Annotated in this window: 13 protein-coding genes; 4 read left to right on the top strand and 9 right to left on the bottom strand. The window is 73.9% G+C overall.

Translation table 11 applies throughout. From position 1 onward, the window contains the following. Nucleotides 1–44 precede the first annotated feature (44 nt). Together AC07BS_RS05060 and AC07BS_RS05055 are read right to left on the bottom strand one after the other, a co-directional pair. A complete protein-coding gene (locus AC07BS_RS05060) occupies nucleotides 45–425 on the bottom strand; it encodes a hypothetical protein (protein WP_478930279.1) in 381 nt (126 codons plus the stop codon). 164 nt (nucleotides 426–589) lie between these two features. Further along, on the bottom strand, nucleotides 590–1,441 hold the full coding sequence (locus AC07BS_RS05055) for a phosphatidylinositol-specific phospholipase C/glycerophosphodiester phosphodiesterase family protein (protein WP_478930278.1): 852 nt from the start codon (nucleotides 1,439–1,441) through the stop codon (nucleotides 590–592). Between the two features lie 272 nt (nucleotides 1,442–1,713). On the opposite strand from AC07BS_RS05055, the gene AC07BS_RS05050 reads away from it, so the two are divergent. From AC07BS_RS05050 to AC07BS_RS05040, 3 genes are all read left to right on the top strand, one after another. Then, entirely contained in the window at nucleotides 1,714–2,946 is a 1,233-nt protein-coding gene (locus AC07BS_RS05050; RefSeq protein ID WP_478930277.1) for a phosphodiester glycosidase family protein, read from the top strand. 183 nt (nucleotides 2,947–3,129) lie between these two features. Then, nucleotides 3,130–4,542: a family 2B encapsulin nanocompartment shell protein gene (locus AC07BS_RS05045; protein ID WP_478930276.1), complete on the top strand. Its 1,413-nt coding sequence runs from the start codon at nucleotides 3,130–3,132 to the stop codon at nucleotides 4,540–4,542. Between the two features lie 133 nt (nucleotides 4,543–4,675). Beyond that, nucleotides 4,676–6,082 (top strand): family 2B encapsulin nanocompartment shell protein, encoded by a 1,407-nt coding sequence (locus tag AC07BS_RS05040; protein WP_478639760.1) that lies wholly within the window; start codon nucleotides 4,676–4,678, stop codon nucleotides 6,080–6,082. 4 nt (nucleotides 6,083–6,086) lie between these two features. Here AC07BS_RS05040 and AC07BS_RS05035 read toward each other — a convergent pair whose 3' ends face one another. Continuing rightward, a complete protein-coding gene (locus tag AC07BS_RS05035; protein ID WP_478639761.1) occupies nucleotides 6,087–6,281 on the bottom strand; it encodes a hypothetical protein in 195 nt (64 codons plus the stop codon). Between the two features lie 232 nt (nucleotides 6,282–6,513). Between AC07BS_RS05035 and lysX the strand changes: the two genes are divergently transcribed. After that, the gene (lysX, locus tag AC07BS_RS05030) at nucleotides 6,514–9,882 is read left to right on the top strand and encodes a bifunctional lysylphosphatidylglycerol synthetase/lysine--tRNA ligase LysX (RefSeq protein ID WP_478930274.1); all 3,369 of its coding nucleotides are present in this window, start codon (nucleotides 6,514–6,516) and stop codon (nucleotides 9,880–9,882) included. Nucleotides 9,883–9,890: 8 nt separating this feature from the next. Here the strand turns inward: lysX and AC07BS_RS05025 are convergent, their stop codons facing one another. The 6 genes from AC07BS_RS05025 to AC07BS_RS05000 all read right to left on the bottom strand — a co-directional run bounded on the left by AC07BS_RS05025 (nucleotide 9,891) and on the right by AC07BS_RS05000 (nucleotide 15,567). After that, nucleotides 9,891–10,544, bottom strand: a complete 654-nt coding sequence (locus AC07BS_RS05025; RefSeq protein WP_478639764.1) for an ABC transporter ATP-binding protein — start codon at nucleotides 10,542–10,544, stop codon at nucleotides 9,891–9,893. Next, nucleotides 10,537–11,448 carry an oligopeptide/dipeptide ABC transporter ATP-binding protein gene (locus AC07BS_RS05020; protein ID WP_478930344.1) on the bottom strand — a complete coding sequence of 304 codons (912 nt, stop codon included), beginning with the start codon at nucleotides 11,446–11,448 and terminating at the stop codon, nucleotides 10,537–10,539. Before AC07BS_RS05020 ends, AC07BS_RS05025 begins: the two co-directional genes overlap by 8 nt. Nucleotides 11,449–11,486: 38 nt before the next feature. Continuing rightward, nucleotides 11,487–12,335, bottom strand: a complete 849-nt coding sequence (locus AC07BS_RS05015; protein ID WP_478930342.1) for an ABC transporter permease — start codon at nucleotides 12,333–12,335, stop codon at nucleotides 11,487–11,489. 64 nt (nucleotides 12,336–12,399) lie between these two features. After that, on the bottom strand, nucleotides 12,400–13,365 hold the full coding sequence (locus tag AC07BS_RS05010; protein ID WP_478930272.1) for an ABC transporter permease: 966 nt from the start codon (nucleotides 13,363–13,365) through the stop codon (nucleotides 12,400–12,402). Nucleotides 13,366–13,439: 74 nt separating this feature from the next. Then, nucleotides 13,440–15,041 (bottom strand): ABC transporter substrate-binding protein, encoded by a 1,602-nt coding sequence (locus tag AC07BS_RS05005; protein ID WP_478930270.1) that lies wholly within the window; start codon nucleotides 15,039–15,041, stop codon nucleotides 13,440–13,442. A 190-nt stretch (nucleotides 15,042–15,231) separates the two neighbouring features. After that, nucleotides 15,232–15,567 carry a tyrosine-type recombinase/integrase gene (locus tag AC07BS_RS05000; protein WP_478930268.1) on the bottom strand — a complete coding sequence of 112 codons (336 nt, stop codon included), beginning with the start codon at nucleotides 15,565–15,567 and terminating at the stop codon, nucleotides 15,232–15,234. Between the last annotated feature and the right edge of the window lie 46 nt (nucleotides 15,568–15,613).

Genomic DNA, 15,613 nt, shown 5'->3' with positions numbered 1-15,613 from the left:
GCTGAGCGGGAACGGGAGCGCGTGACGATCGCCGGGCCCCGCGGCTAGAGCCCGAAGAGGCCCGTCGGGAAGCCGGACGGCATGGTCGTGGGCAGCGCGGAGGGGAACCACGACGGCAGGTTGCTGGGCAGTGCCGTCGGCATCCCGGACGGCGGGGAGAAGGGCGCGGAGGAGGGCGACGTCGATGTCGCGTTCCCCGCGCCGGGCGAGGCGTCGCTCCCCGCCGCGCCGCCGCGGTGCCCCACGAGGAGCACCGCGCCCAGGGCCAGGCCGGCCACCACGAGCAGCGTGACGACGGCCAGTACGGCCCGCCGGCCGCCGCCACGGGGCGGCGGTCCGGCCGACCAGGACGGGTCCGCGGGTCCGAAGCCGCCGGACGGCGGTCCGGGAGGTGTTCCGGGGGGCGGTCCGGGTGGAGTGGCCATGGAGCCAGCGTCCCCGCGACCGGCGGGCCGTGACCGTGTGGTGACGGTTCCGCTACAGCCTCCTCGCCTGACCGCGACATTCCACCCGGGGCCGCCGCGTGGCGCTACCGGGCCGAAGGTCCCGCGACCGTACGATTTGACGGATGATGAGAGAGATCACCCCATTAGCGGTCACCCCGGAGGAAGGCCTCCAGACCTGCCAGGTCGTCCGTGTTGAGGTAGTCGACTCCCGCGTCCAGCAGCTCCCGCCAGACCGCCGTACGCGCCGGGCCGGGCGCGTCGGGGGTGGCCCAGAAGCGGACCTTCCGGCGTTCCGCGTGCGCGGTGGCGACGATCCGCCGGAGCGCGGATCTCTCCCGTTCCGGCATGGGGCCCGCGCCCTGCCAGGTGAAGTTCTGGGTCCAGTTGTCGCTGACGAGGGGCGCGAAGGACGCCGGGGCGCCGCCGAGGTCGGCGAGCCGGCCGTCGTAGAAGGCGTGGCGCACCCGCTCGGCCTCCATGGGGGCGCGCGCGCCGCGGTCGCCGGAGACGACGGCCGCGACGGCGCCGCGCCGCACCGTCCCGCCGGCGCAGACGCTGAGCATCTCGCGATAGGGGCGCAGGTGCCGGGAGAGGGCCCGGTAGGTGGCCGCGCCCTCCGACTTGATGTCGATGAGCAGTTGCAGGGTGACGTCGTGACCGGGGTGGACACGGCCGTGATGGGCGCGGACCCGGCGCAGGAGCGGGTCGAGGTAGAGGGCCTCCAGGGTGCGGGCCGGGTCGAGGCCGGAGGGGTCGTGGGCCACGAGGAGCCGGCCCCCGACGAGCCAGATGTCGGCCTCGACGCTGCAGAAGCCGTGCGAGAGCGCGTCGGTGAGCGGGTGGGGGTGTTCGTAGTCGTTGTGCGCGTGGGCACGGCGCAGCGGCGGCCGCGTGCGCCCGGCGGCCGGGGCGGCGGCCGCCGCGGTGGGCGCGGTGAGGGCGCCCGCGAGCGCGGCTCCGAGGGTGAGGACGGCTGCTCGGCGCGTACGGGGCATCGACGGACCTCCAGGCTCGGCGGAATCGGTGACGTCGGTGGACCGGGTGTACCCGGCGGACCGGGTCGATCCGGTGAACTCGGCGGATCGGGCGCGCGAATAGCCGTCTCCCGCGCGCGCCGACGTCTGTGAGTATCGGGGCCCGCCGGGCCGTCCGACAGGTCCGTGCCGAGAGGTGACGGGGCGACTCACCGGGCGTTGCGCGGGGTTCTTCGTGGGCATGCATAAGGCCCTTGCGTCATGGCTGACTTGACGGGACCTCTGGGGTGACGATGGGTAGACGTGTACGCCGCGTACGCGCGGTCACTGCGGTGCTGGTGGCATGGGTCTCCCTGCTCGGCGGCCCGGCGTGGGCCGGCACGGAGGAGGTGTCCCCGCTCCGGCTGGAGGCTCCCTCCTCGCTGGGGCCCGGGGTGACGTACCGGGGCTTCTCGGTGAAGGGCTCGCACGGACCGGCGTACGGGCATCTGCTCACGGTCGATCTGCGCGACCGGCACGTGTCGGTGGACCTGCTGTACCCGGGGGCGGTCGGGGCGCGCGAGCCGGTGTCGCGGCTGGCCGCGGGACGCGGCGCGGTGGGCGCGGTGAACGGCGACTTCTTCAACATCACCGAGACCCAGCACCCCGGTGTGGAGGCGACGGGGGCCCCGGCGGGCCCGGCCGTCGCGGGCGGCCGGGAGCTGAAGGGCGCGGTGCCGGACGGCCAGCGTTTCGGGCCCGCGCTGCCGAAGGGCGCCACCACCGAGGACGTCCTGGCGGTGGGGCGGAACGGGGTGGGCCGCCTGGACCGGCTCATGCTGGAGGGGTCGGTGCGCACCGCGGACGACGAGCTGCCGCTGAGCGGCTTCAACCAGTACGCGATCCCGGTGGACGGCATCGGCGCGTTCACGCCCGTCTGGGGCCGTGCCTCCCGGGTGCGCGCCACCTGCGGCACGGACACCGAGCGGGGCGCGCCGTGCAGCGACGACACGTACGAACTGACCGTGCGGCGCGGACGGGTGGCGTCGGCGGCCGACCGGCCGGGACGGGGCGGGATCGCCCCGGGGTCGGTGGTCCTGGTGGGCCGGGAGGACGGGGCGCGCGAGCTGCGCAAGCTGTCGGTCGGCGACCGGGTGACGGTGAACCCGCGGCTGCGGGCCCGGCGGGCCGGCGCGCTCGCCTTCGCCGTGGGCGGCTTCCCGGTCCTGCGCGACGGCCGGCCGGCCGCGGGGCTGGACCACGCCACGGCGGCCGTGCGGACCGCGGCCGGGCTGGCCGCGCACGGGCGGCGGCTGTATCTGCTGGCACTGGACGGCGGCCCGGCGTACCGCTCCGGGCTGACGGTCGCCGAACTGGCCCGGGCGATGGGGAGGATCGGCGCCGTCGACGCGTTCAACCTCGACGGGGGCGGCTCCTCCACGCTGGTCACGGCCCGGGGTGGCGGGAGCCCGGTGGTGCGCAACCATCCGTCCGGAGGCGCCGAACGACCTGTGGCCAACGGTATCGGCGTCTTTATCCGCCCCTGACAATCACACTTCAATCCCATCCGTTTGAGTGATCGCGCCCGGTGAACTCCCGCTGCTAGCTTCGACAGCGCACCGCGCGGGGAATTCACCGGGCCAGCCGCCCGGGCATTCCCGTATTGCGCGCCGTCACAACGAACGCAGCCGTTTCGGGTACAGCCGTTTTGGATGGGTGGGCATTCGCATATGACGACGTCAGTGGAGTCCGGTACGGGCACGGACGATCCGTCGCACCGGCTGAGTCTGGGCACGGAGGCCGCCCGGAATCTGGCGACCACGACCAAGTCCGTACCGCAGATGCAGGGGATCACCTCGCGGTGGCTCCTGCGGCTGCTGCCATGGGTGCAGGTCCCGGGCGGTACGTACCGGGTGAACCGCCGCCTGACGCACACGCTCGGCGACGGCAAGGTGGAGTTCTTCACCACCGGCGCCGAGGTGCGGGTCATCCCGGCGGAGCTGGGCGAGCTGCCCCTGCTGCGCGGCTTCGCCGACCCCGAGGTGCTGGAGGGCCTGGCGAGCCGGTTCGTCCAGCGCGAGCTGCGGCCCGGCGAGGTGCTGGTGGAGGCCGGCCGACCGGCGGACCAGGTCGTGCTGATCGCGCACGGCAAGGCCGAGAAGGTCCGCGACGGCGAGTACGGCGACGAGGCCGTGCTGGGCGTGCTGGCCGGCGGCGGTTACGTCGGCGACCAGGCGCTCGCCGCGCCCCGGGGAGGCGACTGGGACTTCTCCGTCCGCGCGGTGACCGCCTGCACGGTGCTGACCCTGGCGCGCCAGGAGTTCGACGACGTCCTGGAGCGGTCCCCGGCCCTGCGCGCCCACGTGGAGGGCTTCCGCGCCCGTGCCGCCCGGCCGCGGAACGAGCACGGCGAGTCCGCGATCGACGTCGCCTCGGGCCACGTCGGCGAGCCCGCGCTGCCCGGCGTCTTCGCGGACTACGAGCCGTCGCCCCGCGAGTATCCGCTGAGCGTGGCCCAGACGGTGCTGCGGGTGCACAGCCGCGTCGCCGACCTCTACAACGAGCCGATGAACCAGGTCGAGCAGCAGCTGCGGCTCACCATCGAGGCCCTGCGCGAGCGCCAGGAGCACGAGATGGTCAACAACCGCGAGTTCGGCATCCTGCACAACGCGGACCTGAGCCAGCGCATCCACACCCGCGGCGGCCCGCCCACCCCCGACGACCTGGACGACCTGCTGGCGACGGTCTGGAAGGACCCGTCGTTCCTGCTCGCGCACCCGCGCACCATCGCGGCGATCGCGCGCGAGTTCAACCGCCGGGGCATCTACCCGGACCACGTGGACGTCGGCGGCCACCAGCTGCCGGCCTGGCGCGGGGTCCCCCTCTTCCCGTGCAACAAGATCCCGGTCAGCGAGAACGGGGTCAGTTCCATCCTGCTCATGCGCACCGGGCAGGAATCCCAGGGTGTCGTCGGTCTCCACCGCACGGGAATCGCCGACGAATACCAGCCGAGCCTCTCGGTCCGTTTCATGGGAATCAGCGAAAAAGCCATCATCTCTTATCTGGTCAGCGCCTATTATTCGGCCGCTGTTCTTGTGCCCGACGCTCTCGGAATCCTCGAGAACGTCGAGATCGGGCACTGACGGGGAGAAAGCCGGGCGGGCCCCGTCATGGGGCACAGCCGCCGCCCGGCTCTCCGCCACGCCCCGGCACCGTCGTTCGCCCCGCCCCCGCGCACCGAGCGCACGCCTTCTCACAGATGGGTGACCACCACCAATGACCACGTCAGCGGAGCCGGAGACCTCGGAGCAGCCGGCGCAGAACCGGCTCAGCCTCGGCACCGACGCGGCACGCCAGCTCGCGACGACCACCAAGTCCGTCCCCCAGATGCGCGGGATCTCCTCGCGCTGGCTGCTGCGCGTCCTGCCGTGGGTGCAGGTGTCGGCCGGCACGTACCGGGTCAACCGGCGGCTCACCTACACCGTCGGCGACGGCCGCGTCGAGTTCGTCTCGACGGGCTCCGAGGTCCGGGTCATCCCGCCGGAGCTCGGCGAACTCCCGCTGCTGCGCGGCTTCTCCGACACCGACGCGCTGGAGGCGCTGGCGGACGCGTTCGTCCAGCGGGAGTACGCGGCGGGCGACGCCCTCGTGCAGGAGGGGCAGCCGGCCGACCACGTCTTCCTGATCGCGCACGGAAAGCTCACCAAGACGGGCACCGGCGAGTACGGCGACGAGACCTCGCTCGGCACCCTCGCCGACGGCGACTACTTCGGCGAGCAGGTGCCCCTGGAGCCCGACGGCACCTGGAAGTTCACCGTCCGGGCGGTGACCCGCTGCACCGTCCTCGCCCTGCCCCTCCAGGCGTTCCAGGAGCTGGCCGACCGCTCCGAGTCGCTGCGCGCCCATGTCGCCGGCTTCGCCTCCCGGCCCGTCCGCCCGGCGAACAAGCGCGGCGAGGCGGACATCGCCGTGACGTCCGGCCACTCCGGCGAGCCGGCCATCACCGGCACCTTCGTCGACTACGAGCTCGCGCCGCGCGAGTACGAGCTCAGCGTGGCCCAGACGGTGCTGCGGGTGCACACCCGCGTCGCCGACCTCTACAACGAGCCCATGAACCAGGTCGAGCAGCAGCTCCGCCTGACCATCGAGGCCCTGCGCGAGCGCCAGGAGCACGAGATGGTCAACAACCGCGAGTTCGGCCTCCTCCACAACGCCGACATCAGCCAGCGCATCCACACCCGCAGCGGCCCGCCCACCCCCGACGACCTCGACGAGCTGCTGTCCAGGCGCCGCAAGACGCAGTTCCTGCTGGCCCACCCGCGCACGATCGCGGCGTTCGGCCGGGAGTGCAACAGCCGCGGCCTCTACCCGCAGAACATCGAGGTCCTCGGCACGGCCGTGCGCTCCTGGCGCGGCGTCCCGCTGCTGCCCTGCAACAAGATCCCGGTCAGCGAGGCGGGCACCAGCTCGATCATCGCGATGCGTACGGGCGAGGACAACCAGGGCGTCGTCGGTCTCCACCAGACCGGCATCCCCGACGAGTACCAGCCCAGCCTGAACGTGCGCTTCATGGGCATCAACGAGCAGGCGGTCTCGTCCTACCTGGTGAGCGCCTACTACTCGGCCGCGGTCCTGGTGCCCGACGCGCTGGGCGTGCTGGAGGACGTCGAGACCGGGCGCTGAGCCGTCACGGCCGCACGCCGCTCACCAGGTGCGCGGTCGCGGTGAGCCCGTTGGAGATGGTGGGCGCGACGCTCGTACTGGCCAGCAGGAAGCCCAGCAGGACGCAGACCAGCGCGTGCGAGAAGCGCAGCCCTCCGTTGCGCATGAACACCACGGCCATGATCAGGAGCATCAGGACCACGGAGATCGAAACGGCCATGGCGTACCTCCTCGGCGGAGCGGCTGTCGAGCGTCAGTCTCGCCCATCCCACCGCACCGGCCGGGGTGCCGGGCATACGCCATTCGGGTAGGAAAATCACCGATTCGGCCGGTGCGCGGGAGGCGGCGGGATGCGTGCGGTGACGGCACCTCACCCCGCCGTCCCCGCACGGCCCGGCGGCCGGGCGGCGTTCGACAGGCGTACGACCGCCCGCCGTGCCTAGGCTGACGGAATGAGCCGCACAGTCCGGGACAGCGCACCCGCCCCGGCCGCGGAGGCCGGGGCGCGGGGCGCGGGGGTCCCGGGCTCCGCGGACGCCGGCGCCTGGCGTCGCTTCCTGCACCGCGTGCCCGACGGGTTCGCGGTCTTCTTCGGGCTGATCGGCCTCTACTGCGCGCTCACCTCGCTGATCCCCCCGCTGCGGCGCGCGGCGGCACCGCTGACGGCCATGCTGGACCTGCTGACCGTCCCCACCGCCCCCAACCTCGCGCTCGCCGTCTTCCTGCTGCTGCTCGCGACGGCCACGGCGGCCCGCAAGCGCGTCACCCTGTGGTTCGTCCTGGGCTATCTGACCCTGCTGCTGTTCGCGGACGCCCTGCTGACGGCGGTGGGCTACTGGGACACGATCCCCTCGCTCGTGCTGTGCGTCGTCGCGATGGCGCTGCTCGTCCTCGCCCGGCGGGAGTTCTACGCGGCATCACGGCGCGGCGCGTTCCTGCGGGCCCTGCTCGTCCTCGCGGCGGGGCTGGGCGTGGCGGTCCTCGTCGGCTGGGGCCTGGTGTCGGTCTTCCCCGGCACGCTGGAGGCGGGCGGCGGGAACCGGCTGCTGTTCGTCGCCAACAAGGTGTGCGGCGGCCTCGTCAGCGGACGGCACTTCGCCGGCTACCCGCCGCACTGGGTGTACTTCCTCCTGGGGCTGTTCGGCGCCCTGGCGCTCCTCAACGCCGCCATGTCGCTGTTCCGCTCGCAGCGTCTGGAGGCGGCCCTCCACGACGACGAGGAGCCGCGCATCCGCGCCCTGCTCGGCCGCTACGGCGGACGCGACTCCCTCGGCTACTTCGCGACGCGTCGCGACAAGGCGGTCGTCTTCTCCCCCAGCGGCAAGGCCGCCGTCACCTACCGCGTCGAGGCCGGGGTCTGCCTGGCCTCCGGCGACCCGCTCGGCGACCCCGAGGCCTGGACCCCGGCCGTCGACGCCTGGCTGGAGGTGGCGGGCCGCTACGGCTGGCAGCCGGCCGTCATGGGCGCGAGCGAGGACGGCGCCCGGGCCTACGCCCGCTCCGGGCTGGGCGCCCTGCAACTGGGCGACGAGGCCATCCTGCAGGTGGCCTCGTTCGACCTGGAGGGGCGCGAGATGAGGGTGACGCGGCAGGCCGTCAACCGGGTGGAGCGCACCGGCGCGAGCGTCCGCATCCGCCGCCACTCGGCGCTCGGCGACGAGGAGATGCGGGAGGTCATCCGGCGCGCCGACACCTGGCGGGACACCGAGACCGAGCGCGGCTTCTCCATGGCGCTGGGCCGGCTGGGCGACCCCGCCGACGGGGACTGCCTGCTGGTGGAGGCGTTCGACCGCGACGGCACGATGATCGCGCTGCTGTCGTTCGTGCCCTGGGGGCCGGACGGCGTGTCGCTGGACGTGATGCGCCGCGACCGGGCGGCGCCCAACGGCGTCATGGAGTTCATGGTCACGCGGCTGTGCGCGCAGGCCGGGCGGTTCGGGGTGAAGCGGATCTCGCTGAACTTCGCCGTGTTCCGCTCGGCCTTCGAGGAGGGCGCGCGGATCGGCGCGGGGCCGGTGCTGCGGCTGTGGCGCAGGCTGCTGCTGTTCTTCTCCCGGTGGTGGCAGCTGGAGGCGCTCTACCGCTCGAACGTGAAGTACAACCCCGAATGGCACCCCCGGTTCCTGTGCTACGCCGACGCGGGGGCACTGGCCCGGATCGGGCTGGCCGCCGGCATCGCGGAGGGCTTCGTCGCGGTGCCGAGCCTGGGCAAGCTGTGGCGCCGGGGGCGGGGCGCCGCCGGTGGCCGGCCGGCCTCCACGGCGGGCCTGCCGTCCCTGTCCGAGCTCGGCTTCACCGGCGGCGAGGCGGCCGGCGGGCCCGCCGCGGACGAGCTCGCCGGCCTGCCCGAACAGGTCCGGGTGCGGCGGCACAAGCTGGAGCGGCTGCGCGCCGCGGGCGTCGACCCGTACCCCGTGGACGCCCGCCGCACCCACTCCCTCGCCGCGATCCGCGCCGCGCACGGCGCCCTGGGGCCGTCGACGCGCACGGACCAGCGGGTCGTCGTGACCGGCCGCGTGATGCTCGTCCGCCACCACGGCGGGATCGCGTTCGCCCTGCTGCGCGACTGGTCCGGGGACCTCCAGCTCGTCCTCACCCGGGACGGCTCCGGCGCCGAGCTGCTGCGCCGCTTCGCCACCCACATCGACCTCGGCGACCACGTCGAGGCCGAGGGCGAGGTCGGCACCACCGACCGCGGCGAGCTGTCGGTCTTCGTCACCGCCGCCCGGATGACCGCCAAGTGCCTGCGCCCGCTGCCCGACAAGCGGCACGGCCTGAGCGACCCGGAGGCCCGGGTCCGGATGCGCTACGTCGACCTGATCGTCTCGCCGCGCTCCCGGGAGATCATGCGGGCGCGCAGCGCGGCCGTGCAGGCGCTGCGGCAAGGACTGCTCGAGCGGGGCTTCCTGGAGGTGGAGACACCCATGCTCCAGCAGGTGCACGGCGGCGCCAACGCCCGGCCCTTCACCACCCACATCAACGCCTACGACCTGGACCTGTATCTGCGCATCGCCCCCGAGCTGTATCTGAAGCGGCTGTGCGTGGGCGGCCTGGAGAAGGTCTTCGAACTGGGCCGCACCTTCCGCAACGAGGGCGTGTCGTACAAGCACAACCCCGAGTTCACGATGCTGGAGGCGTACCAGGCCTTCGCCGACTACGACGTGATGCTCGACCTGACCCGCGAGCTGATCCAGCGGGCGGCGGTCGCCGCGCACGGCGCGCAGATCGCCGTACGGACGGACGCGGACGGGCGACGCACCGAGCACGACATCTCGGGGACGTGGCCGGTGCGGACGGTGTACGGCGCGCTGTCCGAGGCCCTGGGGCAGGAGGTGGGGGCCGGTACGTCCGTGGCCGAGCTGCGCGCGCACTGCGACGCGGCGGGCGTGCCGCACCGGCCCGACGACGGGCGCGGCGACATCGTGCTGGAGCTGTACGAGCGGCTGGTCGAGGAGCGCACCACCCTGCCGGTCTTCTACAAGGACTTCCCCACCGACGTCTCGCCGCTCACCCGCCCGCACCGGGCCGACCCGCGGCTGGCCGAGCGCTGGGACCTGGTGGCCTTCGGCACGGAGCTGGGCACGGCCTACTCCGAGCTGATCGACCCCGTCGAGCAGCGCCGCCGGCTGACGGCGCAGTCGCTGCTGGCGGCGGGCGGCGACCCGGAGGCGATGGAGCTGGACGAGGACTTCCTGCGCGCCCTGGAGTACGCGATGCCGCCGACCGGCGGGCTGGGGATCGGGGTGGACCGGCTGGTGATGTTCCTGACCGGGCTGTCGATCCGGGAGACGCTGCCGTTCCCGCTGGTGCGGCACCTGTAGGCGTCTCTTCAGCTGATGTGGTCCCAGCTCACCGTCCTGTCGCACCAGCGCTCCAGCAGGACGCGGTCGTGGCCGACCGCCAGCAGACCGGCGCCGTTCTCGCGGCGGTACGCCTCCACGACGGCCACGAGCGCCGCCGTCGTCGACGCGTCCAGCATCGCGGTCATCTCGTCGCAGATCAGCCAGCGCGGGCGCGGCGCGAGCGCGCGGGCCAGGCAGGCGCGTTGCAGCTGGCCGTCGCTGACCTGGTGGGGGCGGCGGGCGAGCAGCTCGTCCGAGAGCCCGACGGCCGCCGCCAGCCCGGCCACGCGGTCCGGTACGTCGGCGCGCCGGCCGGCGGCGCGCAGTGGCTCGGCGATCAGGTCGCGCAGCCGCAGCCGGGGGTCGGCGGACTGCCGGGGCTGCTGGAACACCACGCCGAACGCGGTGCGCTGGGCGCGCGGGGCGCGGTGGCGCCAGCCCCGGGCGGGTTCTCCGTCGATGACGACGGTGCCGGCGTCCGGCCGGTGCAGCAGCGCGGCGACACGGGCGAGCGTGGACTTGCCGCAGCCGCTGGGGCCGAGCAGGCCCACGGCCTCGCCGTCGGCGACGGTCAGCGAGACGGACCGTACGACGGGTTCGCGCGGGTCGTAGCCCGCGGTGATGCCGCGCAGCTCAAGCACGGGAGGCCTCCTCGGCTGCCGCGTACGGGTGGTGGCAGGCGGCCCCGCCGGCGAGGTCCGGGACGGTGGCGCAGGCGGCCGTCGCCCGGTCGCAGCGGGCGGCGAACGCGCAGCCGTCGGGGAGGTCGCCCAGGTCCGGGGGCATGCCGGGGATGGGGGTGAAGGCCCGTTCGGGCAGCGCGTCCAGCAGGCCGCGCGCGTAGGGGTGGCCGGGTCCCGGCGTGCCGAAGAAGGTGTCGGCACCGGTGAGTTCGACGATGCGGCCGGCGTACATCACGGCCACCCGGTCGGCGATCCGCAGGGCGGCCGCGAGGTCATGGGTGATCATCAGCAGGGCGCGGCCGGCGTCGACGTGCCGGCGCAGTTCGTCGACCGTGCGGTCGACGAGGTCGCGGTCCAGGCCGGTGGTGGGCTCGTCGGCGAGCAGCAGGGGCGCGTCGCCGACGAGCGCGAGGGCGGTGGCGGCGCGCTGGGCGAGGCCGCCGGAGAGCTGGTGCGGGTAGCGGTCGAGGTGCCCGGCGGGGAACGCGGCCCGTTCGGCGGCGGCCTCGGCGGCCGGGCGCAGCGCGCGCCCGCGGACGCCGGTGAGCTCCCGCACGGTCTCCTCCAGCTGGGCCCGGACGGTGCGTACGGGCGTCAGATGGGCGGCGGGGCTCTGCGGGACGAGCCCGACGCGGCGGCCGCGGACGGTGCGGGCGAGGGTGCGTTCGCCGGCGGCCAGCAGGTCCAGGTCGCCGAGGAGGGCCCGGCCCGCGGTGGCCGCGTTGCCGGGCAGCAGGCCCAGGAGGGCGGCGGCCAGGACCGACTTGCCGCAGCCGCTCTCGCCGACGAGGGCCAGGCACTCCCCCGGCGCGAGGCGGAAGGACGCGTCGGTGACGGCGGCGACCTCCCGGCCGCCGCCCATCCGGAACCGTACGGTCAGCCCGCGGACGTCCAGCACGGTCACAGGGCGGGCTCCGATCCGCGGCGCGGGTCGAGGCGGGCGCGCCAGGCGCCGGCCAGGGCCGCGACGGCCAGGGTGGGGACGATGAGGAAGAGGCCGGGGAAGAGGGTCGGCCACCAGTCGCCGGCGAGGAGGGAGCCGCGGCCGGCGTCGACCATGGTGCCGAGGCTGGCCTGGTGCGTGGGCAGGCCCAGGCCCAGGAAGGACAGGGCCGACTCGTGCCAGATGGCGTGCGGGACCATCAGCACCGCCGCGAGCCCGGCCTTCGGCGCCACCGCCGGCAGCAGGTGCCGTACGGTGACGCGCCACCGCGAGGAGCCGCCGGAGACGGCCGCGTCGATGTACGGGCGGGTGCGCAGCGACAGCACCTCGGCCCGGACGATCCGCGCGGTCGACAGCCAGTGGGTGACGGCGACGGACGCGACGACGGGCCAGACACCGGGCCGGAACAGGGCGACGACGACGATGCCGAGCAGCAGGTGCGGCACGGCGGAGAACAGGTCGACGACGCGCATCAGCACCCGGTCCGTCCAGCCCCCGAGGGCGCCCGCGAGGGCTCCGGCCGCCGTGCCGACGACGGTGGCGACGAACGCCGCGACGACGCCGACGAGGAGGGAGACGCGCAGTCCGTGGACGCAGCGGAGCAGCAGGTCGCGGCCGACCTCGTCGGTGCCGAAGGGGTGGGACCAGGACGGGGGGTGGAGCCGGGCGGCCAGGTCGACGGCCCGTTCGTCGAGCGGGAAGGCCAGGGGGACGAGCAGGGCGGTCAGCACGACGACGGTGACGGCGGCGGCCGCGAGGCGCAGACGGGTGCGGCCGGTCATGCGGGGGCGGGTACGGCCGGTCATGCGGGGGCGGGTACGGCCGGTCGTACGGGAGAGGGTGCGGCCGGTCGTACGGGGGCGGGTGCGGTCAGTCATTCCAGCCCACCCTCGGGTCGGCCAGCCCGTACAGCAGGTCGGACAGGAGGTTGCCGACGAGGACGGCGGCCGTGGCGAGCACGGTCAGCGCTGCGAGCAGCGGGAAGTCGACCTTCGTGGCGGCCTCGACCGTGGCCGAGGCGATGCCGGGCCAGCTGAAGACCGTCTCGACCAGCAGCGCGCCGGTGATCAGTTCGGGGACCCGGGAGCCGATGAGGGTGAGGACGGGCAGCAGCCCGGAGCGCAGGGCGTGGTGGAGGAGGACGGTGCGTTCGCGCAGGCCACGGGCGCGGGCGCCGCGCACGGCGTCCTCGGCCAGCGCGTCGCCGACGCCCTGCCGGACGTACAGCACGAACCACGGCAGCTGGGTGACGGCGAGCACGCCGGCGGGCAGGACGAGGTGGGTGGCGACCTGGCCGGCGGTGACGGCGTCGCTTCCGGTGTCGGTGAGGCCGCCGGCGGGCAGCGCGCCGAGGCGGATCGCGAAGAACCAGACGGCGAGCAGGCCCAGCCAGAAGGGCGGGGCCGCCTCGATCGTGTACGCCAGACCGGTGACGGCCCGGTCGAACAGGCCGCCGCGGCGGCGGGCGGCGAGCACGCCGAGGGCGGTGCCGGCGCTGACGGCGACGACGAAGGCGACGCCGCACAGCAGGACGGACCAGCCGAGGCGCTCGCCGATGACCTGGCTCACCGGCTGGCGCAGGGCGGCGGAGTCACCGAGGTCGCCGCTCAGGGCGTGGCCGAGCCACTCCCACCAGCGGGCGACGAAGGGCCGGTCGGCGCCGAGGTTCTCGCGCAGCCGGTCCAGGACCTCCTGACGGGCCCCCAGCCCGGCGGCCCCGGCGTAGGCCCGGGCCGGGTCGAAGGGGGAGGCCGCCGCGATCGCGAACACTCCGAACGTGACGGCCGCGAGGAGCGGGACGGCGGCCAGCAGCCGCCGTCCCGCCATGCGTGCCATGGGCCGCCAGGGGAGGCCAGGGCCCGAGGGGCCCTTGGTGGCGGGGACGGTGGTGCGGCGGGTGGTGCGGCGGGTCACTTCTCGGGCTGCCAGGCCTCGACGTTCCACCATGGGCCGGCGCCGAGGCCGTGGTCGTGCGGCTCGACCTGCGTGGTGAGGTCGCCCCACGTGTCGTTGACGACGTAGAGGTGGTCGACGTGGGTGAGGAAGACGTAGCCGGGGTTGTCGGCGAGGCGGCGCTGGACCGTGTCGTAGGCGGCCTTGCGGGCGGCCTTGTCACCGGAGCGGCGGCCCTCCTCCAGGGCCTTGTCGACGGCGGGGTCGGCGTAGGCGGCCATGTTGTTGAAGCCGTCGAGGGCGAGGGAGGAGTGCAGCAGGTTGTAGAGGTCGAAGTCGGGGTCGGCGGGGTTGCCGCCGCCGGCGAGGACGGCGTCGTCCTTCATCCGCGGCTCGATGACCTCCCAGGTGCCGCTCTGGACCTTGACGTCGATGCCGGCCTTCTTGGCGTCGGAGGCGAAGGCGAGGGCGTGCTCCTCGCGGAGCTTGTCACCCGCGGGGAACCAGAGGGTGAAGGCGGCGCGCTGTCCGTCCTTCTCCCGGATACCGCCGTCGCCGTCCCCGGCCTTCCAGCCGGCGTCGTCCAGCAGCTTCTTGGCCTTGTCCAGGTCGTGCGGGCGCTCGGTGCCCTTGGCGAACCACTCGCTGTCGGTGGGGACGGGCCCGTACCCGGCCCGGCCGGCGCCCTCCAGCAGCTTGCCGACCATGGCCTCGCGGTCGACGGCGAGGTCGAGCGCGCGGCGCACGGCGAGGTCGCCGGTGACCTTGCCGGCGGTGGGCAGGGTGACGCCGCGGAAGTCGGTGGTGCGGGCGGTGATCGTCCGCTTGGACTTGTCGCCCTTGAAGCCCTTGGCGAGGTGGGGCGGCAGGATGGCGCCGTCGAGGTCGCCGGAGCGCAGCCGGGTGGCGCGCACGTCGTCGTCCTTGATGATCGCCATGGTGAGCCTGCCGACCTTGGGCTCGCCGCCCCAGTAGCCGGGGTTGGCCTTGAAGGTCAGCTTCTCGCCCTTGCTCCAGCCGGTGAGGACGTACGGTCCGGTGCCGACGGGCGCGGTGTTGAACGAGCCGGTGTTGACGTCCTGTCCCTTGGCGACGTGCTCGGGGACGATGGGCAGCACGGTGCGCTCGGCGAACGGCGCGTAGGCGTACTTGAGCGAGAAGACCACGGTGTCGTCGCCCTCGGCGGTCACCTTGTCGATGGCGTCGAGCTCGCCCTTGGCGGCGTTGTTGGTCTTCTCGTCGAGGATGGTCCGGTAGGTGAAGACCACATCGGCGGCGGTGAACGGCTTGCCGTCGCTGAAGCGCACACCCCGGCGGAGGCGGAAGGTGTACGTCCGGCCGTCGTCGGAGACCTTCGGCAGCTCGGCGGCGAGCGCAGGCCGGAGCCGCATGGCGGCGTCGCGGCGGAGCAGCCCGTCGAAGATCTTGGAGTTGCCGTCCTTGCCGTACCCGAGCAGCGGGCTGAGCGTCTCCGGCTCGTTGGCCAGCCCCACGACGAGCGAGTCCGACCCCCCACCGGCGGCTCCCCCGCTCCCGGGCGCCGAACAGGCCACCGCCCCCGCCGCGAGAACGCCTGCCATGGCCATGGCGGCCATTCCCCGTATGGACCGGGCCGTCATGCCCCGCACCTCTCATCACGCTGTATTGCTATTGCGAACAAATCGCAATTAAACAACAGGCAAAAGAAGGGGCGGGGATCGGGGGTACATCGGTGCAGGCCAGAGGGGGCTGGCTGGTGAAGGCTGGTGACGTCGGCCCGGGGAGCCAAAGAGGGAGCCACCGGGCCGCACACGACGGCTTCGCGGGGTGCTAGGACGACCGCTCCCCGCCGTCCTCCTCGACGAGAAGGTCGTCCAGGGCGTCCGCGAAGATGTCGTCCATGGCCTCCGCTCCCGCTGTGATCGCCGGACGCAGCTGCTTGCGGTAGACGAGCTCCGTGGTGGCGCTGCCGTTGTGCCCGACGATGCGAGAGATCTCCTCGATCGGGATGCCGTGGTCCGACAGCAACAACACGAAGCTGGTCCGTAACTCCCGCGGCGTCCACGCGGCCGGCCGCTCGAAGCCCGCCTCCTTCAGGAGGGCCCTGAAAAGACGGCGGACGTCGTGCGAGTCACGCTGTTCCCGAGGAGGTCCACCTACCCTCAAGGCCCCGGGCCTCGCCTCCAATGACAAAAAGTCGAGGTAACACCAA

The organism is Streptomyces sp. NPDC044063 (genome assembly GCF_056434285.1).
Note: the sequence above shows the minus strand (reverse complement) of the source record. Positions and strands in the feature narration are given on the sequence as shown.

Coding starts and splice junctions, on each gene's coding strand:
- AC07BS_RS05060 (WP_478930279.1), bottom strand. CDS start 425: ATGGCCACTCCACCCGGACCGCCCCCCGGAACACCTCCCGGACCGCCG.
- AC07BS_RS05055 (WP_478930278.1), bottom strand. CDS start 1,441: ATGCCCCGTACGCGCCGAGCAGCCGTCCTCACCCTCGGAGCCGCGCTC.
- AC07BS_RS05050 (WP_478930277.1), top strand. CDS start 1,714: ATGGGTAGACGTGTACGCCGCGTACGCGCGGTCACTGCGGTGCTGGTG.
- AC07BS_RS05045 (WP_478930276.1), top strand. CDS start 3,130: ATGACGACGTCAGTGGAGTCCGGTACGGGCACGGACGATCCGTCGCAC.
- AC07BS_RS05040 (WP_478639760.1), top strand. CDS start 4,676: ATGACCACGTCAGCGGAGCCGGAGACCTCGGAGCAGCCGGCGCAGAAC.
- AC07BS_RS05035 (WP_478639761.1), bottom strand. CDS start 6,281: ATGGCCGTTTCGATCTCCGTGGTCCTGATGCTCCTGATCATGGCCGTG.
- lysX (WP_478930274.1), top strand. CDS start 6,514: ATGAGCCGCACAGTCCGGGACAGCGCACCCGCCCCGGCCGCGGAGGCC.
- AC07BS_RS05020 (WP_478930344.1), bottom strand. CDS start 11,448: ATGGGCGGCGGCCGGGAGGTCGCCGCCGTCACCGACGCGTCCTTCCGC.
- AC07BS_RS05015 (WP_478930342.1), bottom strand. CDS start 12,335: ATGACCGGCCGTACCCGCCCCCGCATGACCGGCCGCACCCGTCTGCGC.
- AC07BS_RS05010 (WP_478930272.1), bottom strand. CDS start 13,365: ATGGCACGCATGGCGGGACGGCGGCTGCTGGCCGCCGTCCCGCTCCTC.
- AC07BS_RS05005 (WP_478930270.1), bottom strand. CDS start 15,041: ATGACGGCCCGGTCCATACGGGGAATGGCCGCCATGGCCATGGCAGGC.